Annotated in this window: 24 protein-coding genes; 15 read left to right on the top strand and 9 right to left on the bottom strand. The window is 59.5% G+C overall.

The features are described 5' to 3' along the window. Positions 1 to 5: 5 nt before the first annotated feature. Positions 6 to 593 carry a YecA family protein gene (locus JOE29_RS06250; RefSeq protein WP_003314545.1) on the top strand — a complete coding sequence of 196 codons (588 nt, stop codon included), beginning with the start codon at positions 6 to 8 and terminating at the stop codon, positions 591 to 593. 10 nt (positions 594 to 603) lie between these two features. Then, the gene (locus JOE29_RS06245; RefSeq protein ID WP_024648675.1) at positions 604 to 1,017 is read left to right on the top strand and encodes a YbaN family protein; all 414 of its coding nucleotides are present in this window, start codon (positions 604 to 606) and stop codon (positions 1,015 to 1,017) included. A 38-nt stretch (positions 1,018 to 1,055) separates the two neighbouring features. Here the strand turns inward: JOE29_RS06245 and pap are convergent, their stop codons facing one another. Beyond that, positions 1,056 to 2,552, bottom strand: a complete 1,497-nt coding sequence (gene pap / locus JOE29_RS06240) for a polyphosphate:AMP phosphotransferase (RefSeq protein ID WP_210079037.1) — start codon at positions 2,550 to 2,552, stop codon at positions 1,056 to 1,058. A 148-nt stretch (positions 2,553 to 2,700) separates the two neighbouring features. Here pap and mnmC point away from each other — a divergent pair, with 148 nt between their 5' ends. The 4 genes from mnmC to JOE29_RS06220 all read left to right on the top strand — a co-directional run bounded on the left by mnmC (position 2,701) and on the right by JOE29_RS06220 (position 9,113). Continuing rightward, positions 2,701 to 4,725 carry a bifunctional tRNA (5-methylaminomethyl-2-thiouridine)(34)-methyltransferase MnmD/FAD-dependent 5-carboxymethylaminomethyl-2-thiouridine(34) oxidoreductase MnmC gene (mnmC, locus tag JOE29_RS06235; protein WP_074997056.1) on the top strand — a complete coding sequence of 675 codons (2,025 nt, stop codon included), beginning with the start codon at positions 2,701 to 2,703 and terminating at the stop codon, positions 4,723 to 4,725. A 170-nt stretch (positions 4,726 to 4,895) separates the two neighbouring features. Further along, positions 4,896 to 5,564, top strand: a complete 669-nt coding sequence (locus tag JOE29_RS06230) for an ABC transporter ATP-binding protein (protein WP_210079027.1) — start codon at positions 4,896 to 4,898, stop codon at positions 5,562 to 5,564. Next, the gene (locus JOE29_RS06225; RefSeq protein ID WP_210079025.1) at positions 5,564 to 8,044 is read left to right on the top strand and encodes an ABC transporter permease; all 2,481 of its coding nucleotides are present in this window, start codon (positions 5,564 to 5,566) and stop codon (positions 8,042 to 8,044) included. The genes JOE29_RS06230 and JOE29_RS06225 overlap by 1 nt, the downstream gene beginning before the upstream one ends. Beyond that, positions 8,034 to 9,113 (top strand): lipocalin-like domain-containing protein, encoded by a 1,080-nt coding sequence (locus JOE29_RS06220; RefSeq protein ID WP_044312372.1) that lies wholly within the window; start codon positions 8,034 to 8,036, stop codon positions 9,111 to 9,113. The genes JOE29_RS06225 and JOE29_RS06220 overlap by 11 nt, the downstream gene beginning before the upstream one ends. A 70-nt stretch (positions 9,114 to 9,183) precedes the next feature. Here JOE29_RS06220 and JOE29_RS06215 read toward each other — a convergent pair whose 3' ends face one another. After that, a complete protein-coding gene (locus JOE29_RS06215; protein WP_024961123.1) occupies positions 9,184 to 9,714 on the bottom strand; it encodes a DUF4760 domain-containing protein in 531 nt (176 codons plus the stop codon). Between the two features lie 422 nt (positions 9,715 to 10,136). Here JOE29_RS06215 and JOE29_RS06210 point away from each other — a divergent pair, with 422 nt between their 5' ends. The 4 genes from JOE29_RS06210 (at position 10,137) to JOE29_RS06195 (ending at position 15,232) form a co-directional block, all read left to right on the top strand. Further along, on the top strand, positions 10,137 to 11,909 hold the full coding sequence (locus JOE29_RS06210; RefSeq protein ID WP_003402540.1) for an N-acetylglutaminylglutamine amidotransferase: 1,773 nt from the start codon (positions 10,137 to 10,139) through the stop codon (positions 11,907 to 11,909). A 3-nt stretch (positions 11,910 to 11,912) separates the two neighbouring features. Beyond that, on the top strand, positions 11,913 to 13,661 hold the full coding sequence (ngg, locus tag JOE29_RS06205; RefSeq protein ID WP_003418255.1) for an N-acetylglutaminylglutamine synthetase: 1,749 nt from the start codon (positions 11,913 to 11,915) through the stop codon (positions 13,659 to 13,661). A 79-nt stretch (positions 13,662 to 13,740) separates the two neighbouring features. Next, entirely contained in the window at positions 13,741 to 14,937 is a 1,197-nt protein-coding gene (locus JOE29_RS06200; RefSeq protein WP_003314534.1) for an osmoprotectant NAGGN system M42 family peptidase, read from the top strand. A 67-nt stretch (positions 14,938 to 15,004) separates the two neighbouring features. After that, a complete protein-coding gene (locus tag JOE29_RS06195; RefSeq protein WP_003314533.1) occupies positions 15,005 to 15,232 on the top strand; it encodes a YheU family protein in 228 nt (75 codons plus the stop codon). 58 nt (positions 15,233 to 15,290) lie between these two features. Here JOE29_RS06195 and csrA read toward each other — a convergent pair whose 3' ends face one another. The 4 genes from csrA to JOE29_RS06175 form a co-directional block, all read right to left on the bottom strand. Further along, entirely contained in the window at positions 15,291 to 15,485 is a 195-nt protein-coding gene (csrA, locus tag JOE29_RS06190; RefSeq protein ID WP_003314532.1) for a carbon storage regulator CsrA, read from the bottom strand. 170 nt (positions 15,486 to 15,655) lie between these two features. Then, on the bottom strand, positions 15,656 to 15,988 hold the full coding sequence (locus tag JOE29_RS06185) for a YnfA family protein (RefSeq protein ID WP_003393231.1): 333 nt from the start codon (positions 15,986 to 15,988) through the stop codon (positions 15,656 to 15,658). Between the two features lie 261 nt (positions 15,989 to 16,249). Beyond that, entirely contained in the window at positions 16,250 to 17,065 is an 816-nt protein-coding gene (locus JOE29_RS06180; RefSeq protein WP_016568743.1) for an SDR family oxidoreductase, read from the bottom strand. A gap of 102 nt (positions 17,066 to 17,167) precedes the next feature. Beyond that, entirely contained in the window at positions 17,168 to 17,545 is a 378-nt protein-coding gene (locus tag JOE29_RS06175) for a DUF2784 domain-containing protein (RefSeq protein ID WP_024648668.1), read from the bottom strand. 316 nt (positions 17,546 to 17,861) lie between these two features. On the opposite strand from JOE29_RS06175, the gene JOE29_RS06170 reads away from it, so the two are divergent. Then, positions 17,862 to 18,020, top strand: a complete 159-nt coding sequence (locus JOE29_RS06170) for a DUF3309 family protein (protein WP_002552554.1) — start codon at positions 17,862 to 17,864, stop codon at positions 18,018 to 18,020. Positions 18,021 to 18,138: 118 nt separating this feature from the next. Here the strand turns inward: JOE29_RS06170 and JOE29_RS06165 are convergent, their stop codons facing one another. The 3 genes from JOE29_RS06165 to JOE29_RS06155 form a co-directional block, all read right to left on the bottom strand. Further along, positions 18,139 to 19,797, bottom strand: coding sequence for a cation acetate symporter (locus JOE29_RS06165; protein ID WP_003425409.1), 1,659 nt, complete (start codon positions 19,795 to 19,797; stop codon positions 18,139 to 18,141). Beyond that, positions 19,794 to 20,105, bottom strand: a complete 312-nt coding sequence (locus tag JOE29_RS06160) for a DUF485 domain-containing protein (protein WP_003314526.1) — start codon at positions 20,103 to 20,105, stop codon at positions 19,794 to 19,796. The genes JOE29_RS06165 and JOE29_RS06160 overlap by 4 nt, the downstream gene beginning before the upstream one ends. A gap of 234 nt (positions 20,106 to 20,339) precedes the next feature. Further along, on the bottom strand, positions 20,340 to 21,194 hold the full coding sequence (locus JOE29_RS06155) for a glycine betaine ABC transporter substrate-binding protein (RefSeq protein ID WP_003412711.1): 855 nt from the start codon (positions 21,192 to 21,194) through the stop codon (positions 20,340 to 20,342). A 1,179-nt stretch (positions 21,195 to 22,373) separates the two neighbouring features. Between JOE29_RS06155 and JOE29_RS06150 the strand changes: the two genes are divergently transcribed. The 4 genes from JOE29_RS06150 to JOE29_RS06135 all read left to right on the top strand — a co-directional run bounded on the left by JOE29_RS06150 (position 22,374) and on the right by JOE29_RS06135 (position 26,607). After that, the gene (locus JOE29_RS06150; RefSeq protein ID WP_003314524.1) at positions 22,374 to 23,672 is read left to right on the top strand and encodes a lipoprotein; all 1,299 of its coding nucleotides are present in this window, start codon (positions 22,374 to 22,376) and stop codon (positions 23,670 to 23,672) included. Beyond that, positions 23,665 to 24,477: a VacJ family lipoprotein gene (locus JOE29_RS06145; protein WP_003393253.1), complete on the top strand. Its 813-nt coding sequence runs from the start codon at positions 23,665 to 23,667 to the stop codon at positions 24,475 to 24,477. Before JOE29_RS06150 ends, JOE29_RS06145 begins: the two co-directional genes overlap by 8 nt. 133 nt (positions 24,478 to 24,610) lie before the next feature. After that, positions 24,611 to 25,201, top strand: a complete 591-nt coding sequence (locus JOE29_RS06140; RefSeq protein ID WP_096113065.1) for a polyribonucleotide nucleotidyltransferase — start codon at positions 24,611 to 24,613, stop codon at positions 25,199 to 25,201. Between the two features lie 203 nt (positions 25,202 to 25,404). Beyond that, a complete protein-coding gene (locus JOE29_RS06135; protein ID WP_074997060.1) occupies positions 25,405 to 26,607 on the top strand; it encodes an MFS transporter in 1,203 nt (400 codons plus the stop codon). The last annotated feature ends 288 nt before the right edge of the window (positions 26,608 to 26,895 follow it).

Here is a 26,895-nt window from a genome sequence, read left to right as displayed (position 1 = left end):
CTTCCATGTCCTTCGCTGAGCAATTAACCCGCCTGCAAGTCTTCCTCGATGCAGATGAACTGCACGAAGAAGCACTGGACTACGTGGCCGCGCATGGCTACCTGACCGCCTTGTCAATCTGCGCTGAAGAGGTGCCGGAGCGCGAGTGGATCGACGCGCTGTTCTCCGAGCCGCCGCAGTACTCCAGCGAAGCGCAACAGACAGAAGTCGAAGCGACGCTGATTGCCCTCAAGGCACACATTGCCCGCCAGCTGGCTTCGGACGAAGAGTTCGAGCTGCCGTGCGATCTGGACCTGGGCGACGACCCTGATGATTCCGACCTGCGCGGCTGGTGCATCGGCTTCATGGAAGGCGTGTTCCTGCGTGAAAACGCCTGGTTTGAAAGTGCCGAGGAAGAAGTCAGCGAAATGCTCCTGCCGATCATGGTCGGTTCGGGCCTGTTCGACGAGCAGCCGGAGTTCGCCGACATCGCCCAGGACGCCAACCTGATGGACGACATGATCGTGCAGATCCCTGAAGCGCTGACCGCCCTGTACCTGCTCTGCCAGGCACCGGACGAAAAGCCGGCGATCCTCAAGCCCCGCCATCACTGAGTCGGCGCCTATGGCGCAAGGCTCACCGCGCACCAGCCGTCACCGGTCGGTGCGCTATCTGCTTGTAGCGGTAGGCTGGCTGAGCGTGATATTGGGCGTGGTCGGTATTTTCCTGCCGGTGCTGCCCACCACGCCTTTTCTGCTGCTGGCCGCGGCCTGCTTCGCGCGCAGCTCTCCGCGCTTCTACGACTGGCTGGTCAACCACCCGCAACTCGGTCCGTGGATTCGTGATTACCTCGAAGGCAACGGCATCCCGCTCAAGGGCAAGGTCTACGCCATCGGCCTGATGTGGCTGAGCATCAGCCTGTCGTGCTACCTGGTGCCCTCACCCTGGGCACGGGTCTTCATGCTGACCAGCGCAGTGCTGGTGACGATCTATATCCTCAGGCAGAAGACGCGCCCGCCGGGCGGTTGCAAGAGGTAGCGCCGAGTAAAACCGACGCCACCGCAACGCTCAGACCATCAGTTCTTCCTGTCCCTGGCGAACGCCGCTTCCAGCGCTTCGTTGAGGGTGCGCAACACCTTGACCCTGGCCCAGCGCTTGTCGTTGGCCTCGATCAATGTCCACGGTGCGATTTCGGTACTGGTGCGATCCACCATGTCGCCGACTGCCTGGCGGTAGTCAGGCCATTTCTTGCGGTTGCGCCAGTCGTCCTCGGTGATCTTGTAGCGCTTGAACGGGATCTTTTCGCGCTCCTTGAAACGCTCCAGTTGGGTCTGCTGATCGATGGCCAGCCAGAACTTGACCACCACAACGCCTGCGTCGGTGAGCTGCTCTTCGAAGTCATTGATTTCCGAGTACGCGCGCTTCCAGTCCGACTCGCTGCAAAAACCCTCGACCCGCTCGACCAGCACGCGGCCGTACCACGAGCGATCGAAGATGGTGAATTTGCCGCGCGCCGGTATCTGCCGCCAGAAACGCCACAGATACGGTTGCGCGCGCTCATCCTGGGTGGGCGCGGCGATCGGCACGATGGCGTATTGACGCGGGTCCAGTGCCGCCGCCACACGTCGAATCGCACCGCCCTTGCCTGCCGCATCGTTGCCTTCGAACACTGCCAGCAGCGCGTGGCTTTTCATGCGCTTGTCGCGCATGTTGCCGGATAGCCGCGCCTGCTCGGTGATCAACTGCTGCTGATAATCGTCCTTGCTCAGGTTCAGGCTCAGGTCGAGGCTGTCGAGCAGGGTCAGCTCGTTACTGTGAATCGCCAGCGGCCCGACCGTCAGCGCAGCGGTCTCGGGCTCGGCCTTGTTCAGCGCGGCCTGCATGCCTTCCAGCAACAGGCGGCCGACGGTCAGGCTGCGGTAGTTGGCGTCCACACCCTCGATCACATGCCAGGGGGCATATTCACGACTGGTGCGACGCAGGACCCGTTCGCCGAAGCGCACGAACTTGTCGTAGGTCTTGGACTGCTGCCAGTCCAGCGGGCTGATGCGCCAGCTGTGCAACGGATCATCCTTGAGGGTTTTGAGACGCAACTTCATCTGTTTTTTGGACAGGTGAAACCAGAATTTGAAGATCAGCGCGCCTTCATCGCAGAGCATCTTTTCCAGTCGTTCGGCACCGCTGATGGCCTGATCGAGCACGGCGTCCTTGAAGCGCCCGTGAACCCTGTCCTGGAGCATCTGGCTGTACCAGTTGCCAAAGAAAATACCCATGCGGCCCTTGGCCGGCAATTGCCGCCAGTAGCGCCAGACGGGCGGATGAGCGAGTTCTTCGTCGGTCTGCTGATCGAAGGTACGCACCTCGATCAGGCGCGGGTCCATCCACTCACTGAGCAGTTTGACGGTCTCGCCCTTGCCCGCGCCTTCTATGCCGTTGATCAGCACGATGATCTGGCGACCAGCCTGCTCGTGCAGGTCTATCTGCGCTTCGAGCAACGCTTCGCGCAGTTGCGGCAACGCTGCCTCGTAAGTCTCATCGTCAATGACATGACCGATTTCAGCGGATTCAAACATGCACAGCTCCTGATTGATGTGGGCTCAGAGAACGCCTGATGGAGATTGTGACCATTGATTGCAGGCATCGGTCAATCCACACATCCTTGATAGCACTTTTCTCTGCGCAGACGGCTAAAATGCCGCCACTGCCTTCGCTGAGCCCGACATGACCATTACCCGCCACGCCCAGATCGACTGGGACGAACACGGCAACCCGCGTTCCCGCGATTTTTCCGACGTGTACTTTTCCACCGAGTCCGGTCTGGACGAAACGCGCCATGTGTTTCTGGTGCAGAACGACCTGCGCCGGCGCTTCACCGAATTGCCGGATGAAGGCCGGTTGATCATTGGTGAAACCGGCTTCGGCACCGGGCTGAATTTCCTTTGTGCCTGGCAGTTGTTCGACGAGTGCGCGCCCACCGATGCGCGCCTGCAGTTCGTCAGCGTCGAGAAATACCCGTTGAGCCACGCCGACCTGCAGCGTGCCCTCGCGTTGTGGCCCGAGCTGTCGCCGTTTGCGGGTCAATTGCTCGATCAGTATGTGGCTGTGCATGAAGGCTTTCAGCGTCTGGTGTTCGCGGGCGGCCGCGTGACGCTTACGCTACTGATCGGCGATGCGCTGCAGATGCTGCCGCAACTGGACGGGCAGGTGGACGCCTGGTTTCTCGACGGTTTTGCGCCAGCGAAAAACCCGGAAATGTGGACCCCCGAGCTGTTTGCCGAACTGGCGCGCCTGTCCACATCGAGCACCACGATAGGCACCTTCACCAGCACCGGCTGGGTGCGCCGCTCGCTGAATGCGGCAGGGTTCAAGATGAAGCGCGTACCGGGCATCGGCCACAAATGGGAAGTCCTGCGTGGCGCTTTTATCGCTTGGCCAGAGGACGTAGCGCTCCCCGCTGCTGCCAAGCCTTGGTTCGCCCGCCCCGCGCCGATTGGCGGCGAGCGTAAAGCGCTGGTGATTGGCGCGGGGCTGGCCGGCTGCGCCACGGCACAGAGTCTGGCGCAACGCGGTTGGCAGGTCAGCCTGCTGGAGCGCCACGCCGCACCGGCACAGGAAGCATCCGGCAACCCGCAGGGCGTGCTGTACCTGAAACTGTCGGCGCACGGTACGGCGCTGTCACAGTTGATCCTCAGCGGTTTCGGTCATACACGAAGGCTGCTTGAGCGCTTGCAGCGCGGGGTCGACTGGGACGCTTGCGGGGTGCTGCAACTGACCTTCGACGACAAGGAAGCGCTGCGCCAGAAACAACTGGCCGATGCCTTCCCCGAATCACTCCTGCACCTGCTGGACCAGCCTGCGGCCGAAGCGCAGAGCGGCGTTGCGCTGAACAGTGGCGGGCTTTTTTACCCCGAAGGCGGCTGGGTTCATCCGCCTGCGTTGTGTCACGCACAGGCTGCGCACGCCAATATCCGCCTGATCACTCATCAACAGGCACTGGAGCTGAGACGTGTCGATGATCAGTGGCAGGTCTGGAGTGAGGAACAGTTGGTCGACAGCGCTCCGGTCGTGGTGCTGGCCGGTGCGGCTGATATCCAGCAGTTTTCGCAGAGCGCCGATTTGCCGCTCAAACGCATCCGCGGGCAGATCACCCGTTTGCCGCAGACTCAAGCCAGCACGGCATTGCGCAGCGTGGTGTGCGCCGAGGGTTATGTGGCTCCGGCGCGCCTGGGCGAACATACGCTGGGCGCCAGTTTCGATTTCAACAGCACTGATCTGACGCCGAACCTGGCCGATCATCTGGACAATCTGGGGCTGTTGCGGGAGATTTCGGAAGACCTCACTTCACGCCTTGAGGCCGCCGCTTTGTCGCCCGAACAATTGCAGGGGCGCGCGGCGTTTCGCTGTACCAGCCCGGATTATCTGCCCATCGTCGGTCCGCTGGCCGACCGCAAGGCGTTCATGCAGGCCTATGCCGCACTGGGCAAGGATGCACGTCAGGTGCCGGACAGCGCCTGCCCGTGGCTTGACGGCCTGTACGTCAACAGCGGCCACGGTTCGCGCGGGCTGATCACCGCGCCGCTGTGTGGCGAACTGATCGCCGCCTGGCTCGACAACGAACCACTGCCTTTGCCGCGTAGCGTGGCCGAAGCCTGTCACCCCAACCGGTTCGCGCTGCGCGGGCTGATTCGCGGCGGCGGGAAGTCGCCTGAAAAGCAGGACCAACGTGGAGCATCGCACGCTAGTTGAGATGATCGTTCCCTACGCTCCAGCGTGGGAATACAGCTCTCGACGCGCTGCGTCGCAAAGAAGACGCAAAACGTCCTGAACGGCATGACGACGCAGAGCGTCGCACGATATTTCCTACGAGCACGCTCAGGCGCTACTCTTGAGCGTCTGTCAGAACGATTGGGTTGCTCATGCTGCAAGTGCGAAACGTATTCAAGCGCTACACCACGGCACAGGGACCGCTGGATGTATTGCGTGGTGTCGATCTGCATCTGGCACAGGGCGAAAGCCTGGCGTTGATGGGTGAGTCCGGCAGTGGCAAGAGCACCTTGCTGCATCTGGTGGCGGGCCTGGATCAGGTCGACGATGGCAGCATCGAGGTCGCAGGCCAGCGTCTGGACCTGATGAACGAAAGCCAGTTGGCCAACTGGCGGCGTACCGAGATCGGTCTGGTGTTTCAGCAGTTCAACCTGATCGGCAGCCTGAAAATAGCCGACAACCTGGCGTTTCAGGCACGGCTGGCCGGGCGCGTTGATGCAGCCTGGCAGGCGCATTTGATCGAGCGACTGGGCCTGGCCACGCTGCTGGATCGCTATCCCGAACAACTCTCCGGCGGACAGCAGCAACGTGTAGCGATAGGCCGCGCCCTCGCCTCCCGACCCGGCCTGCTGCTGGCTGACGAACCCACCGGCAATCTCGACGAAGCCACCAGCGACGAGGTGCTGCAACTGCTGCTGGATATCCTCGCCGACAGCCCTACCAGTCTGCTGATGGTCACCCATAGCCCGCGCGTCGCGCAGCGGCTGTCGCGCAAAGTAGTGCTGCATCTGGGGCGTCTGGCTGACGAAGGCAAACGCTGATGCGGGTTTTCTATTGGACGCTGCGCGCCCTGCTGAGCCATTGGCGCCGTCATCCGGTGCAGTTTTTCAGTGTGCTGACCGGCTTGTGGCTGGCCACCGCGCTGCTCACCGGCGTGCAGGCGCTCAATAGCCAGGCGCGGGAAAGCTACCAGCGTGCCAGCCAGTTGATTGGCGGCGAGCCGCAGACCCGTATCACTGCCAGCAGCGGCGGGCTGTTCCCGCAAGCATTGTTTATCGAGCTGCGCCGCGAAGGCTGGCCCGTGTCGCCCATGCTGCAAGGCCGTATCGTGCTTAAAGGGCGTGAAGACCGTCGCCTGCAACTGATGGGTATCGAGCCGGTGACCTTGCCGCCCGGCTCGGCACTGGCCGGACAGACGTTGAACGCCGAACAGGTCGTGGACTTCCTCACACCGCCGGGCATGACCTGGATTGCGCCGCAGACCCTGCAAGCGCTGGGGCTTGAGGAAGGCCAGCAGCCGCTGACCGAAACCGGCGTCGCGCTGCCCCCCTTGCACGCCAAACCCGACATGGCGCCTGGCGTTTTGCTGACGGACATAGGCTTTGCGCAACCGTTGTTGGGCCAGCCAGGGCAGTTGTCCGGAATGCTGCTGGCCAAGGATTTTGCCCGGCAAAACCCCGTGCTACCGGCAGCCCTGAATGACCTGCTGGTGATCAAGAAAAGCGGCGAAGAAAACAATCTGGAGCGCCTCACCGAAAGCTTCCATCTGAATCTGAACGCACTCGGGGTACTGTCCTTCATCGTCGGCCTGTTCATTGTCCACGCCGCCATTGGCCTGGCCCTTGAACAGCGCCGTGGCCTGCTGCGCAACCTGCGTGCCTGTGGCGTCAGCGCACGTCTGTTGATAGCTGCGCTGGGCGTAGAACTTGGGGCACTGGCGCTGTTGGGCGGTATTTTTGGCGTGGTCAGCGGCTATCTGCTGGCCAGCCTGTTATTGCCGGATGTCGCGGCCAGCCTGCGCGGCTTGTACGGCGCGGAGGTCGCCGGCCAGTTGAACCTCAGTCTGTGGTGGTGGCTGAGCGGTATCGGCCTGAGTCTGCTTGGCGCGTTGCTGGCCGGTGCCAATAGCCTGTTGCGGGCTGCGCGCCTGCCGTTGCTGGCACTGGCCGATGCCCAGGCATGGCAGCAAGCCCATGCGCGGTGGTTGCAGCGCCAGGCTTGGGTGGCGGTGCTGGGCGCGGTGGTTGCCGTGAGCGCGCTGTTGTTCGGCACCAGTCTGATGCTGGGGTTTGTGATGATGTCCGCCCTGCTGCTCAGCGCCGCGCTGGCCCTGCCGGTTTTGCTGGACGCCATGCTTGGCGGCCTGTTGAAGCGCAGCCGCTCGGTGCTCGGGCAATGGTTTCTGGCGGATTGCCGTCAACAGTTGCCCGCCCTGAGCCTGGCGCTGATGGCCCTGTTGCTGGCGATGGCCGCGAACATCGGCGCAGGCAGCATGACCTCGGGCTTTCGCCAGACATTCAATAGTTGGCTGGAGCAACGCCTGACCGCTGAACTGTATGTCAGCCCGCAGAACCCCGAGCAGGCCGGGCCGCTGAACACCTGGCTGAGCCAGCAACAGGATGTCAGCGCCGTGCTGCCCAACTGGCAGGTGCCGGTGCAAGTCCAGGGCTGGCCTGCGGACCTGTTTGGTGTGATCGATCACAGCACCTATCGCCAGCACTGGGCGTTGCTGGAGTCCGTCGCCGGTGATCCGTGGAATGTTTTGCGCGATGAAAACACGGTCATGCTCAGCGAACAATTGGCACGCCGCCTTCAACTGGGGCTGGACGATACGCTGAACATCCCGGTGCCCACTGGCAAGTGGACCCCGCGCATCGTCGGGATCTATGCCGACTATGGCAACCCCAAGGGACATCTGCTGGTCAATGCCCGGCACCTGCTCGCCCACTGGCCGCAATCGATGCCGGTGCGTTTCAACCTGAGGGTCGATCAGGCGGCAATCCCGTCGCTGGTCACCCGGCTGCAAGCGCGTTTCAAGCTGGACGACAATCACATCATCGATCAGAGCCAGCTCAAGGGTTGGTCGAGCCAGGTCTTTGAACGTACGTTTGCCGCCACTGCCGCTCTCAACAGCCTGACACTGGGCGTTGCTGGCGTGGCGCTGTTCATCAGCCTGCTGACTCAAAGCCAGAGCCGCCTCGGGCAGCTCGCCCCGTTATGGGCGCTGGGCGTCACGCGACGGCAACTGATGCTGCTCAACCTGGGACAGACCTGGCTGCTGGCGGTCCTGACACTGGTGCTCGCGCTGCCACTCGGGCTGCTGCTGGCCTGGTGCCTGGATGCGGTGATTAACGTTCGCGCCTTTGGCTGGCGCCTGCCGCTGCAGGTGTTCCCGCTGCAACTGCTGCAATTGATGGCGCTGGCGATGCTGGCGACTTTGCTGGCCTCGGCCTGGCCGCTGCTGAAGCTGTACCGCAGCCGTCCAGCGGATCTACTCAGGACATTCGCCAATGAACAGTAAATGGCTGATGCCGCTGGTCCTCGTCGGGCTGCTCGCTGCCTGCGACGACAAACCACAACCTGAAAGCGGATTCGCCGGACTGGGCAATACCGCCGACAGTTACGCGCAGGTGACGCCGGGCAAGGTCTTTTCATTCCCGCAAGACCACGGCCAGCATCCCGGCTTTCGTATCGAGTGGTGGTACATCACCGCCACCCTCAAGGATGACGCGGGCCAGCAGTTCGGCGTGCAGTGGACGTTGTTTCGCAATGCCCTGCGCCCCGGCCAACAGACTGGCAGCGGCTGGAATGACGGCACGATCTGGCTGGGCCATGCGGCGGCAACGTCGAGCAGCGGCCACTATGTAGCAGAGCGTTACGCACGCGGCGGCATCGGTCAGGCCGACGTGACCCTGGCCCCCTTCTCGGCATGGATCGATGACTGGGCCTTTACCAGCAGTGTTCACAGCGGTGATCCACTGACTGCCATGCAGCTAAAGGCCAGCGGCAAGGACTTTCGCTACGACCTGAACCTGACATCCAGCAAACCGCTGGTGCTGCAGGGCGAACAGGGCTACAGCCAGAAATCGGAGGCGGGCCAGGCGTCGTACTACTACAGCCAGCCCTTCTTCGACGCCAAAGGCAGCGTGGAAATACAGGGCAAGTCCTATCAGGTCAACGGCCACGCCTGGCTGGACCGGGAATGGAGCAGCCAGCCACTGACCGCCAACCAGAGCGGCTGGGACTGGTTTTCGCTGCAACTGGCAGACGGCGATCGCCTGATGCTCTATCGCATCCGCCACAAGAACGGTGCCCCCTACCTGACCGGTAACTGGATCAGCGCCGACGGCACCACCCGGATGCTGCACGCTAACGAAATCAGTCTGGAGCCATTGAAGGAAACCTTGATCGGCGAGCATAAAGTGCCCACCCGCTGGAGAGTCAGGGTCCCCGACCGAAACCTGGACATCACCACCGACGCGCTGAACCCGGCCGCCTGGATGGGCGTGAGTATTCCCTACTGGGAGGGGCCGGTGAAGTTCAGCGGGAGCCAGGAAGGTGTGGGGTATCTGGAGATGACCGGGTATTGAGCGGATCCTGCTGGCGGTTGCGCTTTCAATTCGAAACACCTGTTGGCGCTGCGAGAGCCAACGACGCGTGTCAGGCTGACTTTTTGAAATAGGGCCATGTGCTCAGATTTTTCAGAGGACGCTCATCCCAGGACAAGGCCATTTTTTCAAAATGTCTGTAAAACGTGTCCTTCTGCTCCTTGTAACGCACCGCGTCTATAAAGGGCTTGGCTTTCTTGTACAGGCTCACGACATTCGAATGGTTGGACTGCCGCAGCATTTCCTCGTGGTAGATCCCTTGAACAATACCCACGGCCACTCGCTCCCAATGGTTAAGCACGTACTTGACCGCTTCCTTTTCCTTGCGATCAGCCTCGGTGCAAGACAACAGCAAATCCTTCATCGGCGACTGGGCATCATGCATGGCGGCAATGCGCGCGTTACCCAGCTGTAGCTGCTCATCCAGCCGGCACCCAAATAACAGGTCTGCAGTCTGTTTCTTCTTTGCAGTCGCTAACACCATGTACATCGAAACGATCGCAGTGAGCACTCCGCAGAACAGAAGAACATTGCGAAGCGCTTCTTTTGCCAGCAGTTCGGCCAGAGCCAGACACATATCCATATGATTTTTCTCATAAAAAAATGGAGACCGATCGCGGCCTCCATTTGAAATTCCTGAACGGGTTTAAAAGCCTTCGTACTCTTCGCAAACCGGTGCAATGTGCTTGTTCATATCGATACCCCTTTATGTATGCCGAGTGAGTTGGCGTGCTTTCATAGGCCCCAAACTAGCGTGCTGCAAACATCACCGTCAATGAGCCGTATCCGCTTTACATGTCAGAAAAATCCGTCTTAAAGCGGGTGCGGTAAGCACGACAGCAAACCGAACCCAGTTAGCGCATCAATTCCAGAAGCACGTTGCCAACCAGCTGAAAACAAACGCTTATAACTTTTTGATCTAAAACTACCATGCCCTCACTGGGTCAGTTTCTGGGTGACTGCACTTTCTCAGTCACCTCCCCAACGGAAACCCGGTAAGGACTTATGTGCGGATTAGCAGGTGAATTACGTTTCGACCATCAACCAGCGGACCTAGCCGCTGTTGAACGCATTACCCATGAGCTGGCGCCTCGCGGCCCGGATGCGTGGGGGTTTCACAGCCAGGGGCCGGTTGCCCTTGGTCATCGTCGCCTGAAAATCATGGACCTGTCGGACGGCTCGGCGCAGCCGATGATCGACAGCAACCTGGGCCTGTCCTTGGCCTTCAACGGCGCGATCTACAACTTCCCTGAATTGCGTGCCGAGTTGGAAAGCCTTGGCTATCAGTTCCATTCCGGCGGTGACACCGAAGTGTTGCTCAAGGGCTATCACGCGTGGGGCGCAGACATGCTGCCCAAGCTCAACGGCATGTTCGCCTTTGCCATCTGGGAACGTGACAGCAAGCAGCTGTTCATCGCCCGTGACCGCCTCGGCGTCAAGCCGTTGTACCTGTCGAAAACCGACAAGCGCCTGCGCTTCGCATCCTCGCTGCCTGCCCTGCTCAAAGGTGGTGACATTAGCGGGATGCTTGATCCGGTGGCGCTCAACCATTACCTCAACTTCCATGCGGTGGTGCCTGCGCCGCGCACCTTGCTGGCCGGCGTCGAAAAACTTCCGCCAGCCAGCTGGATGCGTATCGACGCCAGCGGCAAGGTCGAACAGAAAGTCTGGTGGACGCTGCCCTACGGCCCGCACGAAGACGAGAAAAACCTCACCCTCGAAGACTGGCGCGACCGCGTACTGGACAGTACGCGTGAAGCGGTAGCGATCCGTCAGCGTGCTGCAGTGGACGTCGGTGTGCTGCTGTCCGGCGGCGTCGACTCGAGCATGCTGGTAGGTCTGCTGCGTGAAGTGGGTGTCGAGGACCTGTCGACCTTCTCCATCGGCTTCCAGGATGCCGGCGGCGAGCGTGGCGACGAATTTCAGTATTCCGACCTGATCGCCAAGCATTACGGCACGCGCCATCACCAGTTGCGTATTCAGGAACGCGAGATCATCGAGCAGTTGCCTGCGGCGTTCCGCGCGATGAGCGAGCCGATGGTCAGCCACGACTGCATCGCCTTCTACCTGCTGTCGCGTGAAGTGTCGAAACACTGCAAGGTGGTACAGAGCGGCCAGGGCGCTGATGAACTGTTCGCCGGTTACCACTGGTACCCGCAAGTCGACGGCGCGAGCGATCCGGTGGCGGCCTACCGCGATGCATTCGTCGACCGCAGCTACGCCGAATACGCCGAGACCGTGCAGCCGAAGTGGCGCACTGCCAATGACGCCGCCGGTGATTTCGTTCGCGATCACTTTGCCCAGCCAGGCGCCAGCGCCGCCGTCGACAAGGCCTTGCGCCTGGACAGCACGGTGATGCTGGTCGATGACCCGGTCAAGCGTGTCGACAACATGACCATGGCCTGGGGCCTGGAAGCGCGCACGCCGTTCCTTGACTATCGTCTGGTCGAACTGTCGGCTCGCATTCCCGGTAAATTCAAGCTGCCGGACGGTGGCAAACAGGTGCTGAAAGAAGCCGCGCGTATGGTCATTCCTTCGGAAGTGATTGATCGCAAGAAAGGCTACTTCCCGGTGCCTGGCCTCAAACACTTGCAGGGCGACACGCTTAACTGGGTGCGCGAGTTGCTGACCGACTCCAGTCAGGACCGCGGCCTGTTCAACCCTGCGATGGTCGACAAGCTGCTGACCAACCCCGAGGGCCAGCTCACGCCATTGCGCGGCTCCAAGCTGTGGCAACTGGCAGCGCTGAACCTTTGGCTCAGCGAACAGGGACTGTGATCGATGAAACAGAACGCGACGACTTATAGCCAGCGCCTGTTGCGCGGCCAGTCGCCCTCGTACGAACGTCTGCAGGCACGACTCGCTGAAGACGGCAGCCAGATAGATGCAGACCCTCTGGCGCTGCACTGTGGCTGGGGACGTTTGCTGATCGGTCACACCTACCCTGATCCGGCAGCGCTGGCTCAGGACCTGCTCAACGAAAAACCCGGCGAGCGCGACATCGCGCTGTATGTGGCAGCGCCGCAACAGGTGTTGGCGCAATCGCCGCAGCAGTTGTTTCTCGACCCGTCGGACACGCTGCGTCTGTGGTTCAGCGATTACCGCCCGGCGCAGCGTGTGTTTCGCGGCTACCGTATCCGCCGTGCCCACAACGAGAACGACTGGCAGGCCATCAACAACCTGTATCTGGCGCGCGGCATGTTGCCCATCGACCCCGAGTTGCTGACCCCGCGCCACGAAGGTGGCCCGGTGTATTGGGTGGCCGAGGACGAAGGCAGCAAGACGATCATCGGCAGCGTCATGGGCCTCAATCATCAGAAGGCCTTCAATGACCCGGAGAAAGGCAGCAGCCTCTGGTGCCTGGCGGTTGATCCGCAATGCACGCGGCCGGGTGTCGGCGAAGTGCTGGTTCGGCACCTGATCGAGCACTTCATGAGTCGCGGCCTGAGCTACCTCGACCTGTCGGTGCTGCATGACAACGATCAGGCCAAGGCGCTGTACGCCAAATTGAATTTCCGCAATCTGCCGACCTTCGCCATCAAGCGCAAGAACGGTATCAACGAGTCGTTGTTTCTCGGCCCTGGCCCGCAGGCGGACTTCAATCCGTATGCGCGGATCATTGTCGAGGAAGCCCATCGGCGCGGCATTGACGTGCAGGTGGATGATGCGGATGCCGGGCTGTTCACCCTCAGCTACGGCGGTCGTCGTATACGCTGCCGCGAATCGTTGAGCGATCTGACCAGCGCGGTGAGCATGACCCTGTGTCAGGACAAGAGCCTGACCCATCGTGCCCTGAAGGCTGCCGGCCTGCGCCTGCCCGCGCAGCAAAGGGCGGGCAGCGCAGACGACAATCTGGCGTTTCTCGAAGCGCACGGGCAAATCGTGGTCAAGCCGCTGGACGGTGAACAAGGCCAGGGCGTAGCGGTTGATCTGCGCACCATTGACGATGTACAGAGTGCTATAGAGCAGGCCCGCCAGTTCGACACTCGCGTGATTCTGGAAAGCTTTCATGAAGGCCTGGACTTGCGCATCGTGGTGATCGGCTTTCAGGTCGTGGCTGCGGCGATACGCCGTCCGGCTGAAATCATCGGTGACGGCCGCCACACCATCAAACAGTTGATCGAAGCCCAAAGCCGACGCCGCGCCGCAGCAACGGATGGCGAAAGCCGTATTCCGATGGATCAGGAAACCGAGCGCACCGTGCGCGAGGCCGGTTTTGACTACGCCGATATTCTGCCGATGGATCAGCGCCTGGCCGTGCGCCGTGCTGCCAATCTGCACACCGGCGGCTGCCTGGAAGATGTCACGGCCATTCTGCACCCGGTACTCAGCGACGCAGCGGTGCGTGCCGCGCGGGCGCTGGACATCCCGGTCGTCGGCCTGGACCTGATGGTGCCGGCCGCCGATCAGCCTGAATACGTGTTCATCGAAGCCAATGAACGCGTAGGGCTTGCCAATCACGAACCGCAACCCACCGCCGAACGTTTCGTCGATCTGTTGTTTCCGCACAGCCTGCCTGTGCATATCTGATCGCAGCTGCGGGCACGGCTGCAAGAGGCGCATCAGCCTTTGCAGCCCGTGGCTTGCAACTGTTCCATAAGGAGCATCCATGACCCCTGCAAATATCCCCGATCCGGATCTGAAATACCTGCAGAAAGTTCTGTTGGAAATGCTCGCGATCCCAAGCCCCACCGGCTTCACAGACACCATTGTGCGTTACGTGGCCGAGCGACTCGAAGAGCTCGGGATCCCGTTCGAACTGACCCGCCGCGGCACTATCCGCGCCACACTGAAGGGCAAGCAGAACAGCCCTGACCGGGCCGTATCGGCGCACCTGGACACCATTGGTGCCAGTGTTCGGGAAGTCAAAGACAACGGCCGCCTGGCGCTGGCTGCGGTCGGCTGCTGGTCGAGCCGCTTTGCCGAAGGCAGCCGGGTCAGCGTGTTCACCGACACCGGCGTGATCCGTGGCAGCGTTCTGCCGCTGATGGCTTCCGGTCACGCGTTCAACACCGCCGTGGACGAAATGCCGATCAGTTGGGACCACGTCGAGCTGCGCCTGGACGCCTATTGCACCACGCGCGCCGACTGCGAATCACTGGGCATCGGCATCGGTGACTTCGTGGCCTTCGACCCGCTGCCGGAGTTCACCGAGAGCGGACACATCAGTGCCCGTCACCTGGATGACAAAGCCGGTGTGGCAGCACTGCTCGCCGCCCTGAAGTCCATTGTCGAAAGCGGTGCCGAGCCGTTGATCGACTGCCACCCGCTGTTCACCATCACCGAAGAAACCGGGACGGGCGCAGCGGGTGTACTGCCTTGGGACGTGAGCGAGTTCGTCGGCATCGACATTGCACCGGTTGCGCCGGGTCAACATTCCAGCGAACACGCCGTCAGCGTGGCGATGCAGGACTCGGGCGGTCCTTACGACTACCACCTGTCCCGCCATCTGCTGCGGCTGGGCGTGGACAACGAGTTGCCGGTGCGCCGTGACCTGTTCCGCTATTACTACAGTGATGCGCACTCGGCCGTGACCTCGGGGCATGACATCCGCACCGCCCTGCTGGCCTTCGGCTGTGACGCGACGCATGGCTACGAGCGCACGCATATCGACAGTCTGGCAGCGCTGAGCAAGTTGCTGGGTGCCTACATCCTCAGCCCGCCGGTATTCGCCAGTGATGCCAAACCAGCGCAGAGCTCGCTGGAGCGCTTCAGCCATCAGATTGAGCACGATGCGCAGATGGAATCCGATACCCGCGTGCCACCGGTCGACAGCCTGATCGGGCAGAATCGCGAAGAGAGTTGAGGCCCTGTGAATTGCGGTGCACGGCACCGCAGTTCTATCATCGCCGCTCATCGACACGAGAACCGCCATGCTGATCCCCTACGACCAACTGGAACCTGACACCCTCACTCGCCTGATCGAGGACTTCGTCACCCGTGAGGGCACCGATAATGGCGACGAAACACCCCTGCAAACCCGGGTATTGCGCGTGCGTCATGCGTTGACCAAGGGTCAGGCGGTGATCTTTTTCGACCTTGAGAGCCAACAGTGTCAGCTGATGCTCAAGCACGACGTGCCGAAGGAGTTTTTCGAATAGCCCCTACAGGGCCTGCGTCAGGTCATTCACCTACGACATCGTTTGCTGACAACGCCGCTCACTGAAGCGGCGTTGTTGCCTGTTGGGCAAGCGTCCTGGCAATTCGTTTGTAGACCTCGGCGCGGTGAACCTTGACGTCTTTCGGGGCATTGATCCCGAGCCTGACCTGATTGCCGTTGATCCCCAGGATCTGCACGGTGATGTCATCACCGATGGAAAACGTTTCGCCAATTTCCCGCGTCAGTACCAGCATTTTTCCCACCCTTGCGTTGCGCAAAAGAGGCAGGGTGCATGGCGAGACACGGCGCTTCAATGCACTGATGGCAAATCAGTAACGTCCTGCAACAGCACCGGAAAAGACTGAAGGAAACGTCTTACTTTCCGGCCAAATCAGTGGGAAATGTCGTTCGCGGCTGTGGTTAATCAAGCGGCGGACCAACGTGGCCCGAGCAGAATGATGGTCGCACCGATGACGCAGAAAGCCAGACCCAGCCAGTCCGTGCCCAACGGCCTGACCCGCTCGACCAGGCCCAGCCAGGCAATCGACGCGACAATGTAGATCCCGCCATACGCCGCGTAGGCTCGGCCCGCATAAGCCGCCTCCACACGTGTCAGCAACAGTGCAAACACCGTCAGGCTGACAAGCGCAGGAATCACCCACAGCGCACTCTTACCTTGCCGTAACCACAGCCAGAAGGCATAGCAACCGAATATCTCGAACAGGGCGGCAAGGAAGAACCACAGGTAATTGAGCATGAACGGTTCACAGATCAGGGCTGAAATATGCACGCAACCCTATCAGAAAACAGTGCGGTCATGACCTTGATACCACCCAAGAGGACGCGGAGCGTCCGGAAAGGCATGCGACGCAGAGCGGCGCACGATAATCGGATTATCCGTGCAGACCGACGCAGAGCTTCAGCACGATAGTTGAGGTTATCGTTCCTCACGCTCCAGCGTGGGAATGCAGTTCTCGACGCTCTGCGTCGCAAAGAGGACGCGGAGTATCCGGGTCAGTCAGGCATGCCCCTTCTGCGCCTTGGCGCGCATCTTGGCGCACATGACGGTCATTTCGTCATACATCGCCTGTGGCTGCTTGCGTTTCATTTCCCAAGCCATGCGGCCTTCTTCGTGAGGCAGGATCATGAACTCGCCTTCGCCGACCTGCCTGAAGATGCAGTCGGCGATATCCCCGGCAGTGATCGGCGACTTCTCCAGCAACCTGCCGATCTGCGCCTTCATCGCGGGCGTGGGGCCGCGGAAGGAATCCAGCAGGTTGGTCTGAAAGAACGACGGGCAGACCACATGAACACCAATCCCCTGGTCATGCAACTCGACCAGCAGGCTCTCGGAAAGCGCGACGACCCCGGCCTTGGCGACGTTGTAATTGCTCATCGCCGGCGCCTGCATCAGCGCTGCCATCGAGGCGATGTTGATGATCCGGCCCTTGCTGGCCAGCAGCATCGGCAGGAACGCCTTGCAGCCCTTGACCACGCCCATCAGATTGATCGCGATCTGCCAGTCCCAGTCCTCCAGCGACAACTCGTTGAAGAAGCCCCCGGAAGCCACACCCGCATTGTTGACGATGACGTCGATGCCGCCAAAACGCTGTTCGCACGCTTGAGCAAACGCGGTGAGCTGGCTGTAATCGCGAACGTCGCAACGCTGCACGAAGCCGTCACCACCCGCCTCGCGTACCAGCGCAAGGGTCTCCTGCAAGCCGGCATCATTGATGTCCGAGAGTGCCAGCCGCCACCCTTCGCGTGCCCAGCGCAGTGCAATTTCACGACCCAGACCTGAGCCGGCGCCAGTAATCATGATGCGGTTTTGCATAGCGAGTGCCTTGTGATGTGCAGGAGTTGTATGAGTGTAATCACACTAGAAGCACCACAAACCCACCATCAAGACGCTGAATGCCTGGAGCAAACCGCAGCCCTATGAACGCCTGGACCGGGCCACATAACGCAGCAGCAACAGGCCATACACCGACACGTTGAGCAGCACGACGATGCCACCCAGCCAAAGCTGCATGCCCGGCGTAAGCCCGGCCGGGTAAATCAGCGGGATCAGATAATGCTCAACGAAGCCCCCGGTATAGCCCTGCCCTCCAGCGTTGCTGCGCAGGGTGTTTTCCAGCGGTGTCAGCGGGCAATACAGGTGCAGAAACTCGACCGCTGTCCCCCAGGCCGCAGCAGGAACGTGCAGCAGTGCCAGCCAGGGCCTTCTCAATACCAGCAGTCCGCCGAACAGGACGAACACAATGAACAGTAGATGAAACACGACCACGGCATCCGCCGCCACTCGATAAACCATCATTGTGTCCTCTTGCGGGCCATGCATCAGGTAGAAAGTTCGCATCGCGCTGAGACTTTCCAGGGTCTTTAGTTCAATTGTTTTTAAGACCGATTCAAACGCGCCAAGTCAAAAAAAGCCCCATTTATTGTCAGACAAAAATACGGTAAGCCTCTGACTTTCAATGATTTTAAAATGTGTAATAAATTATTTAAAATAGATCGAACCTTTCTCCAACGCCCAGAGTCCGATGAGTCAAGCAGGCCACTTCATACCGTTCGGTGTGACGTTTCAACTGCATCTGCTAATTAACATTAATGTAAAGAGGGAACTCACCATGGGCATCGGCACTATTCTTATCATCGTTCTGATTCTGCTGCTAGTTGGCGGTTTGCCAGTATTCCCGCACTCGCGCAGTTGGGGCTACGGTCCGTCGGGCATCATCGGTACGATCCTGGTGATCCTGCTGATTCTGGTGTTGCTCGGCAAGATATGACCTGCTGCTCCACGCAGCAGCGCATGTAGCCAATAAGAAACCCCGCTTTTTCAAGCGGGGTTTTTTATCGCCCATGAAAAAGCAGCCCGAAGGCTGCTTAGTTCATAACACTCATGCCTTAGTGTGAAACCGCACCACTGGCACCCAGCCCGGTCTGCGAGCGGACGAATTGCGGGAAGAACAGAGCGCGCTCGCCCTCCGCCGCTTTCGACTTGTCGGTGATGGAGAAGAACCAGATCCCTACGAAGGCAATGGCGATGGAAAACAACGCCGGGTATTCGTAAGGGAAAATGGCTTTCTCGTGATGCAGTATCTGCACCCAGATGGTCGGACCCAGCACCATCAGCACCACTGCGCTGATCAGGCCCATCCAGCCGCCAATCATGGCGCCACGGGTGGTCAGGTTTTTCCAGTACATGGAAAGCAGCAGGATCGGGAAGTTGCAGCTTGCCGCGACCGAGAACGCCAGGCCCACCATGAAGGCGATGTTCTGGCTTTCAAAGGCAATACCCAGAAAGATCGCCACGACCGCCAAGGCGATGGTGGTGATTTTCGAGATACGGATCTCGTCCTTCTCGTTGGCTTTGCCTGCCTTGATGACGCTGGCATACAAGTCGTGAGAAACCGCCGAAGCACCCGCCAGGGTCAGCCCGGCAACCACTGCCAGAATAGTGGCGAACGCGACTGCCGAGATGAAGCCCAGGAACAGACTGCCTCCGACGGCATCGGCGAGGTGAATCGCCGCCATGTTGTTACCGCCCAGCAAGGCGCCTGCCGCATCCTTGAACGCCGGATTGGTGCTGACCAGCAGGATCGCGCCGAAACCGATGATGAAGGTAAGGATGTAGAAGTAGCCGATAAAGCCGGTCGCGTAGAGCACCGACTTGCGGGCTTCCTTGGCATCGCTCACGGTGAAGAAGCGCATCAGGATGTGTGGCAGGCCGGCAGTACCGAACATCAGGGCCAGACCCAGCGAGAACGCCGAGATCGGGTCTTTCACCAGCCCGCCAGGGCTCATGATCGCTTCACCTTTGGGGTGAACCTTGATCGCTTCGGAGAACAGCATGTTGAAGTCGAAGTTGACGTGCTTCATGACCATCAGTGCCATGAACGACGCACCGGACAGCAACATCACCGCCTTGATGATCTGCACCCAGGTGGTGGCGAGCATGCCGCCGAACAGCACATAGAGACACATCAGAATACCGACCAGCACCACCGCAACGGCGTAGTCCAGACCGAACAGCAGCTGGATCAGCTTGCCGGCACCCACCATCTGCGCAATCAGGTAAAACGCCACCACTACCAGCGAGCCGCAGGCAGACAGGGTGCGAATCTCCTTTTGCTTGAGGCGGTACGAGGCCACGTCGGCAAAGGTATATTTACCCAGGTTGCGCAGGCGTTCGGCGATCAGGAACAGGATGATCGGCCAGCCCACCAGGAAGCCGATCGAGTAGATCAGGCCATCATAGCCGGAGGTGTAGACCAGTGCGGAAATCCCCAGAAAGGACGCTGCCGACATGTAGTCACCGGCAATCGCCAGACCGTTCTGGAAGCCGGTGATCTTGCCACCTGCCGAATAATAGTCCGACGCAGTCTTGTTCTTTTTCGATGCCCAGTAGGTGATGTACAGCGTGAAAGCGACGAAGACCACGAACATGACGATCGCGGCGACGTTCAGGGGTTGTTTCTGCACTGCACCCGTCAACGCGTCTGCCGCCCAGAGGGTCGGCGCGAAGGCGGCCAGGCCAAGTGCTGCTGATAGGCGCCGGATCATTGCTGAGCCTCCTTGAGGATCGCGTTGTTCAGGTCATCGAATTCACCGTTGGCACGGCGAACATAGATGGCGGTCAATATGAACGCGGAAAGGATCAGCCCTACGCCTATCGGCATTCCCCAGGTAATGGTCGAAGTGGGACTTAGTTTGGCCCCCAGAATATGGGGTCCGTAAGCAATCAAAAGAATAAAGGCCGCATACAGGCCAAGCATGATCGCCGAGAGAATCCAGGCGAAACGCTCTCTTTTGGAGACCAGCTCCTTGAAACGGGGGCTGTTTTGAATCGAGAGGTAAATGCTGTCGTTCATTGTTTTTGTCCTCGCAGCACAGATGAGATGTCACGTAATGCACTTTAGTCGGGTCCGGCGCGCACTCCAGACGACCTTAGTATTAGAACGACATTAGCTGTGGATACCTCTTCTCGCACGGTCTGAACCCACCGGCAGTCGGTCGCACGGAAAATACTCCGGGGCAGAAAAACAAAAGGCCGTCTGGCGATAACACCAGACGGCCTTGAGAAGGGCTATTCAGACACTTTGCGACTATTTGGCAGTCCATGCGGCGACGCGGTCGGGGTGCTTGGCGACCCAGTCCTTCGCTGCAGCTTCAGGTTTGGCACCGTCCTGAATCGCCAGCATCACCTCACCGATTTCATCCTTGGACGCCCACTGGAATTTTTTCAGGAAGGCCACGACTTCAGGAGCTTTCTTCTCCAGCCCCAGGCTGCCCACGTTGTCGACGGTTTCAGCCTCGCCGTAGACACCTTTCGGATCGTCCAGGAAACGCAGTTTCCACTTGGCGAACATCCAGTGCGGCACCCAGCCGGTGACGACGATGGACTTCTTCGCCTTTTCCGCGCGGGTCAGCTCGGCAATCATGCCTGCGCCGGAGCTCGCCTGCAGTTTATAGCCGTCCAGACCGTAGTCCTTGATGGCCTGATCGGTCTTGAGCATCACGCCCGAGCCCGCATCGATGCCGGTGATCTTCTTGTTGAAGGAAGCATCGGTCTTCAGGTCTTCGATGGTTTTGGCCTTGACGTATTCAGGCACGATCAAGCCAATCTTGGCGTCCTTGAAGTTAGGCCCGTAGTTGACGACCTGATCCTTGTACTTGGCGTAGTACTCGCCATGCGTGCCCGGAAGCCACGCAGACAGCATCAGATCGAGCTTGTCGGTTGCCACCGCCTGCCACATGATCCCAGCGGCGACAGACTGCAACTTGACGTCATAACCAAGCTTTTGCTTGATCACTTCGGAGGCCACGAAGGTGGTCGCGACACTGTCGGACCAGCCTTCCACATAGCCGATGGTCAGGGTCTTGGTTTCGGCAATCGCCAGCGTGGAGCTGACCGCAAGTACCAGAGCGGCACCCGCCCCCAGTATTTTTCGCATCATCATTGTCGCTTCCCCGGAAGTCTGCACCGACGGTTGTCGGGGCATGGTTAACGTTGTTCTCCAGACCGCCCCCGCGCCCGACCTTGGGGCACGCGGCGCCTTGCACGTTTTTATCGCTGCCACGCGCAATCAAACGCACCGCAACGCCACCCTGATCATCGACCTGCACGACAGGCAGGCATGCTCTGTCTGCGACACTGGGGCAATGGGAAACGACAACAACGAGCCATCAACGACAACGCACAGCGAAAAACGCCTGAAGCTGGCCATTAGGGGCAGGGGCACACCTTTATGCCCAGAGGAGAACGCCCTCCCCCATACCATCGTCGTATAGACGACACAGACCTGCAGCGCACCACTCTGGCTCATGCTACGAAGGAAACACGATGTGTTACCGCAGCTTTACGATCACCACCGCGAACGGGTAACACGGAAACATTTTTTCCGGCTCTACGACCACGCGCCAACCATCAGAATTCACAAGCTACTGATTTAAAAGAGTTTTCAAAAACTGGCACGGGTCCTGCTATACCTCTGATACAACAAAAACAACAAACGATGCAGCGAACCAATAAAAACAATACGTAACGGCTCTGACACAACAAGAACAAAACGGACAGAGGCGCAGCTAACAGATTTTTTTGGAGTGGATCAGCTTTACAGGGACCTTTCAATGGAAGGCCTCGCGACCGGCCCGAGAACAATAAAACTACCGTCAGGTAGCTCCAGAACCGGTGGGATCACCCTGTTGTGCAGGCAGGTGATTAAAGCGAATCAGCGCTCAAAAAAATACGTTTGCTCTTGACCCCGTATGGGGGTCGCACAACAACGCTGTAAAGGGACTGGTCGCCAACAACAATAACAGGCCGCCCCATAACAATAAAAAGAGCACGTGAACCACATTGGAGGAGAGCTACGGCTCTCCTTTGTGCTTTACGCAAGCCGCAAATTTCGCCTCCAGGCCATGGCCTGCCAACCTTCACCAGCACTGCAAACGTCGAGCCGGGCCAGCAAATACGCTAGTCACGCAAAAATAAACCGCATATCTGCATTGCAAAATCCAAAGAACGTGTATTGTTCCGTCTTATTTACAGGGTTAACCGGTGGATGGGGCACTTTGGCACTACACCTTGGTCATAGCCTGCGTATCTCATCAGCACTTCTTTCCCAAGGGATTTAGTCATGCTCCGTTTTCTGCGCCTCGCCACTGTTATAGGTGGCTTGTGTTTAAGTGCGTCCGCTCTGGCAACCACCGTCGACTCCGCCACCTATGGCTACCCGCTGACTAATCCGTTTGAAGCGACCATTGCGACCACACCGCCCGCTCTGCGCCCCGACCTGCCTGACGATGAAGATATCGATCAGGATGTCTACACCCTGAACCTGCATCCCGAGCGCGAGTTCACCCTGCCCGACAACTTCTGGGCGGTGAAAAAGTTGCATTATCGCCTGGCCAAACAGGACCACGCTGCCCCGCTGATCTTCCTGATCGCCGGCACGGGCGCGCCGTATAACAGCACCATCAATGAATTCCTGAAAAAGCTCTATTACGGCGCGGGCTACCACGTCGTGCAGCTGTCTTCGCCCACCAGCTATGACTTCATGACCTCGGCCTCGCGCTTTGCGACTCCTGGCGTCTCCACCGACGACGCAGAAGACATTTATCGCGTGATGCAGGCCATTCGGGCTCAGCAGGCGCAACTGCCGGTAACCGACTATTACCTGACCGGTTACAGCCTTGGCGCACTGAATGCTGCATTCGTCAGCAAGCTGGACGAAACCCGTCGCAGCTTCAACTTCAAGAAGGTCCTGCTGCTCAACCCGCCGGTCAATCTCTACACCTCGATCAGCAACCTCGACAAACTGGTACAGACCAACGTCAAGGGCATCAACAACACCACCACGTTCTATGAACTGGTGCTGGCCAAGCTGACCCGCTACTTCCGCCAAAAAGGCTACATTGATCTCAACGATGCACTGCTGTTCGACTTCCAGCAGTCCAAGCAGCACCTGACCAATGAACAGATGGCGATGCTGATCGGTACCTCGTTCCGCTTCTCGTCGGCTGACATCGCGTTCACCTCCGACCTGATCAACCGTCGCGGTCTGATTACGCCACCGAAATTCCCGATCACCGAAGGCACCAGCCTGACGCCGTTCCTCAAGCGCGCCCTGCAGTGCGACTTCGATTGCTACCTGACCGAACAGGTCATCCCGATGTGGCGTGCACGCACCGACGGCGGTAGCCTGCTGCAACTGGTCGACCAGGTCAGCCTCTACGCCCTGAAGGACTACCTGCACAGCAACACCAAGATTGCCGTCATGCACAACGCCGACGACGTGATCCTGGGTTCGGGTGACCTCGGTTTCCTGCGCAAGACCTTTGGCGATCGCCTGACCGTTTACCCGTACGGCGGGCATTGCGGCAACCTTAATTACCGCGTCAACACCGACGCCATGCTGGAGTTTTTCCGTGGCTAAACGTCTTTTACTTCTTGCCGCTCTGCTCTGTGCCGGCACAGTCCAGGCCGCTGACGCGGATACCAGCAACAAGGCTCAGCACCCGGCCACTGTGGCCCGTCAGACCGATGCTGATGGTTTCACTCAGCCGCTGAAGTCGCTGCAATTCAACCCGGGGCTGGATCAGCGTGAGTTCGAGCGCGCCTCCATCAACGCACTGGAAGTCTATGATCCGCTGGAATCCTGGAACCGCCGGGTCTACCACTTCAACTACCGTTTCGATGAATGGGTATTCCTGCCGGTGGTGGACGGCTACCGCTACATCACTCCTGGCTTCGTACGCAGCGGTGTGAGCAACTTTTTCAGCAACCTGGGCGACGTCTCCAACCTGTTGAACAGCCTGCTGCAGTTCAAGGGCGAGCGCTCGCTGGACACCACTGGCCGTCTGCTGCTCAACACCACCATCGGCATCGCCGGTCTGTGGGACCCGGCGACCATGATGGGCCTGCCGCGCCAGAGCGAAGACTTCGGCCAGACCCTGGGCTTCTACGGCGTGCCTTCAGGACCTTATCTGGTGTTGCCATTGTTCGGCCCATCGAACCTGCGTGACACTGGCGGCATGCTGTTCGACTACACGGCTGAAAACCAGATCAACTTCCTCAACGTGGCTGAAGTCAGCAGCGACCATCCGGAAATCACCGTGTTGCGTGCCGTTGACCGCCGTTACGTCACCAGCTTCCGTTACGGTCAGCTCAACTCGCCGTTCGAGTATGAAAAAGTGCGCTACGTCTATACCGAGTCGCGCAAGCTGCAGATCGCCGAATAAGCATAACGCAGCAAAACGACGGCCAGCCGGAGTGATCGGGCTGGTCGTTTTTTTATGGGCACTTTTACCTGTCTGGTCAATCACATGCCTCAGGGCAAACGCCTCCGTCATTAACAGACAAAAAGGAATTTCCATGCGCTTTTTCGGTTTCAAGGCAATGGCTGTATGTGTCGCACTGGCAGCATCTCAGAGCATGGTCAGCGTTCAGGCTGCCACCAAACCGCAGGCCGCTGCGCCCGCCGCTGCCGCAGTGCAAAACGCTTCGCTGCTGGGCGGCAAACTGGCCTTCACCATTCCTGCGGGCTACGTACAGGGCGAGATGCCCGAGATTGATGCAAAAGCCAAGGCTCAGGGTGTGACCGGGTCGCTCTACACCAATGCGGCCGAAAAGCGCGTGTTGATCGTTACCGAAACGCCTATGCCAATGGGCGTGCAGGCCAACGATAACGACGGCGCAGTACTTGACGGGCTGGTCACCGGTATCCTTGCCCAGCAGAGTACCGGCTACAAGGACTTCAAAAAGCTGGGTGACAAGAAGATCGTCAAGAAGAATGGTCTTGGTGTGCGCCAACTGGATACCTCGGCAACCATGAGCGACGCTCAGGTGCTGAGCACATCGATCGTCGCTGCATCGGGTACCCGCGCAGCCGTGCTGAACGTGGTCTCCAATGCAAAAAATCCGAAAGAGCACGCCGCGCTGGTGAAGACTGTCATCGGCCAATGATCTGCGGACCGGTCAGCCGCTCCGATGCGACTTGATCCGCGCGAAACACCTCGCATAATCACTCGCCCAGGGTCTGGACCTTGGGCAGGGTGCCTACGAATCCTTATTAGTGAATTCCAGTCCACAACAAAGGGAAAACTTGGCAAAGATAGAAGCTCATTTCTGCAATAAGCTGGCGGACTTATTTTTAATGGGTCTGCACTATGCCTTCTCTGGAAACCACTGCCTCCGGCGCCCGCAGCGAAAGCTCGACCGGCGCCGGCTTGTCCATCGCGATTCTGGCCTTGGCCGGCTTCGTGATCGTCACCACTGAATTTCTCATCATCGGTCTGTTGCCTTCAATGGCCCGTGATCTGGGGATCTCCATCTCTACCGCCGGCTTGCTGGTAACGCTGTTCGCCTTCACCGTGATGCTCTTTGGCCCACCGCTGACAGCCATGCTCTCGCACCTGGACCGCAAGCGCACGTTCATCGTCATTTTGCTGATCTTCGCCGCCTCCAACGCACTGGCGGCGGTGTCGAGCAATATCTGGGTGCTGGCGCTGGCGCGGTTCATTCCGGCACTGGCCTTGCCGGTGTTCTGGGGCACCGCCAGTGAAACGGCAAGCCTGCTGGCCGGACCGAAGCACGCTGGCAAGGCCGTTGCGCAGGTCTACCTCGGCATCTCGGCTGCCATGCTGTTCGGTATCCCGCTGGGTACAGTATTCGCCGATGCCGTGGGTTGGCGCGGGGCATTCTGGGCGCTGACGCTGCTGTCAGCGTTAATGGCTCTGTTGCTGGCACTGTCGATGCCGCGTATCGAACCTACCGCAAAAGTCGGCCTCGCCGAGCAGGCAAAAATTCTCCGGGATCCGTTCTTCCTCGCCAACCTGCTGCTGTCCATCCTGCTGTTCACGGCCATGTTCGGTGCCTATACCTACCTGGCTGACACGCTGGAACGCATCGCGGGCATCGAATCGGCTCAAGTGGGTTGGTGGTTGATGGGCTTCGGCGCGGTCGGCCTGATCGGCAATGCCCTGGGTGGACGTTATGTGGACCGCAGCCCGCTCGGCTCGACCATGGCCTTTGCGCTGTTGCTCGCGCTGGGCATGACCGCAAGCGTACCGGCCGCAGGCTCCATGCCGTTGCTGGCCGTGGTACTGGTGATTTGGGGCATCGCGCATACGGCGTTGTTTCCGATCTGCCAGATCAGGGTGATGAAAGCAGCGCCTCAGGCCCAGGCACTGGCCGGGACCTTGAATGTCTCGGCCGCCAATGCCGGGATCGGTCTGGGATCGATCATCGGAGGCCTTACCATCGAGCACCTGGGGCTGGGTGCCGTAGGGTATGTCGCCGCTGTTGTTGCGCTGCTGTCCATTGCCGTTGCATGGATGACCAGCACGCAGCAAAACAAGGCAACGTTGTAATCGCCTGACCGTCGCTTACCTAAACTCGCCGGGCGGCGTGTCTGCCAACAACCAGACACCCTGCCCCGGTTATTCACGGTGTATTAAATTGTATGTTTCGTCATATTTTTGAACAGGTTTTAGTACTGTTTATGTCATTTAATTGACTTTTAAACAGCCAGTTTCATCAATATGTAATTATTTGACACCCCTCGGCAAAATACTCTTCCCTTGCCACTAGTGAACGCTCAAACTCCAGCCCTTCGGTCAAGCGGCGTCGATTTCTGACCGATTCGAAAGTAATGTCCG

It is taken from the genome of Pseudomonas sp. PvP009 (assembly GCF_017832995.1).
In the GTDB taxonomy this organism is placed as follows: Bacteria; Pseudomonadota; Gammaproteobacteria; order Pseudomonadales; family Pseudomonadaceae; genus Aquipseudomonas; species Aquipseudomonas syringae.
Note: the sequence above shows the minus strand (reverse complement) of the source record. Positions and strands in the feature narration are given on the sequence as shown.

What these genes read in the sequence shown, in the direction of transcription:
- JOE29_RS06135 (WP_074997060.1), top strand. Translation starts at nt 25,405, where the DNA reads ATGCCTTCTCTGGAAACCACTGCCTCCGGCGCCCGCAGCGAAAGCTCG.
- ngg (WP_003418255.1), top strand. Translation starts at nt 11,913, where the DNA reads ATGAAACAGAACGCGACGACTTATAGCCAGCGCCTGTTGCGCGGCCAG.
- mnmC (WP_074997056.1), top strand. Translation starts at nt 2,701, where the DNA reads ATGACCATTACCCGCCACGCCCAGATCGACTGGGACGAACACGGCAAC.
- JOE29_RS06155 (WP_003412711.1), bottom strand. Translation starts at nt 21,194, where the DNA reads ATGATGATGCGAAAAATACTGGGGGCGGGTGCCGCTCTGGTACTTGCG.
- JOE29_RS06185 (WP_003393231.1), bottom strand. Translation starts at nt 15,988, where the DNA reads ATGCTCAATTACCTGTGGTTCTTCCTTGCCGCCCTGTTCGAGATATTC.
- JOE29_RS06210 (WP_003402540.1), top strand. Translation starts at nt 10,137, where the DNA reads ATGTGCGGATTAGCAGGTGAATTACGTTTCGACCATCAACCAGCGGAC.
- JOE29_RS06220 (WP_044312372.1), top strand. Translation starts at nt 8,034, where the DNA reads ATGAACAGTAAATGGCTGATGCCGCTGGTCCTCGTCGGGCTGCTCGCT.
- JOE29_RS06245 (WP_024648675.1), top strand. Translation starts at nt 604, where the DNA reads ATGGCGCAAGGCTCACCGCGCACCAGCCGTCACCGGTCGGTGCGCTAT.
- csrA (WP_003314532.1), bottom strand. Translation starts at nt 15,485, where the DNA reads ATGCTGGTACTGACGCGGGAAATTGGCGAAACGTTTTCCATCGGTGAT.
- JOE29_RS06180 (WP_016568743.1), bottom strand. Translation starts at nt 17,065, where the DNA reads ATGCAAAACCGCATCATGATTACTGGCGCCGGCTCAGGTCTGGGTCGT.
- JOE29_RS06195 (WP_003314533.1), top strand. Translation starts at nt 15,005, where the DNA reads ATGCTGATCCCCTACGACCAACTGGAACCTGACACCCTCACTCGCCTG.
- JOE29_RS06150 (WP_003314524.1), top strand. Translation starts at nt 22,374, where the DNA reads ATGCTCCGTTTTCTGCGCCTCGCCACTGTTATAGGTGGCTTGTGTTTA.
- pap (WP_210079037.1), bottom strand. Translation starts at nt 2,552, where the DNA reads ATGTTTGAATCCGCTGAAATCGGTCATGTCATTGACGATGAGACTTAC.
- JOE29_RS06200 (WP_003314534.1), top strand. Translation starts at nt 13,741, where the DNA reads ATGACCCCTGCAAATATCCCCGATCCGGATCTGAAATACCTGCAGAAA.
- JOE29_RS06165 (WP_003425409.1), bottom strand. Translation starts at nt 19,797, where the DNA reads ATGATCCGGCGCCTATCAGCAGCACTTGGCCTGGCCGCCTTCGCGCCG.
- JOE29_RS06225 (WP_210079025.1), top strand. Translation starts at nt 5,564, where the DNA reads ATGCGGGTTTTCTATTGGACGCTGCGCGCCCTGCTGAGCCATTGGCGC.
- JOE29_RS06215 (WP_024961123.1), bottom strand. Translation starts at nt 9,714, where the DNA reads ATGGATATGTGTCTGGCTCTGGCCGAACTGCTGGCAAAAGAAGCGCTT.
- JOE29_RS06160 (WP_003314526.1), bottom strand. Translation starts at nt 20,105, where the DNA reads ATGAACGACAGCATTTACCTCTCGATTCAAAACAGCCCCCGTTTCAAG.
- JOE29_RS06175 (WP_024648668.1), bottom strand. Translation starts at nt 17,545, where the DNA reads ATGGTTTATCGAGTGGCGGCGGATGCCGTGGTCGTGTTTCATCTACTG.
- JOE29_RS06250 (WP_003314545.1), top strand. Translation starts at nt 6, where the DNA reads ATGTCCTTCGCTGAGCAATTAACCCGCCTGCAAGTCTTCCTCGATGCA.
- JOE29_RS06230 (WP_210079027.1), top strand. Translation starts at nt 4,896, where the DNA reads ATGCTGCAAGTGCGAAACGTATTCAAGCGCTACACCACGGCACAGGGA.
- JOE29_RS06140 (WP_096113065.1), top strand. Translation starts at nt 24,611, where the DNA reads ATGCGCTTTTTCGGTTTCAAGGCAATGGCTGTATGTGTCGCACTGGCA.
- JOE29_RS06170 (WP_002552554.1), top strand. Translation starts at nt 17,862, where the DNA reads ATGGGCATCGGCACTATTCTTATCATCGTTCTGATTCTGCTGCTAGTT.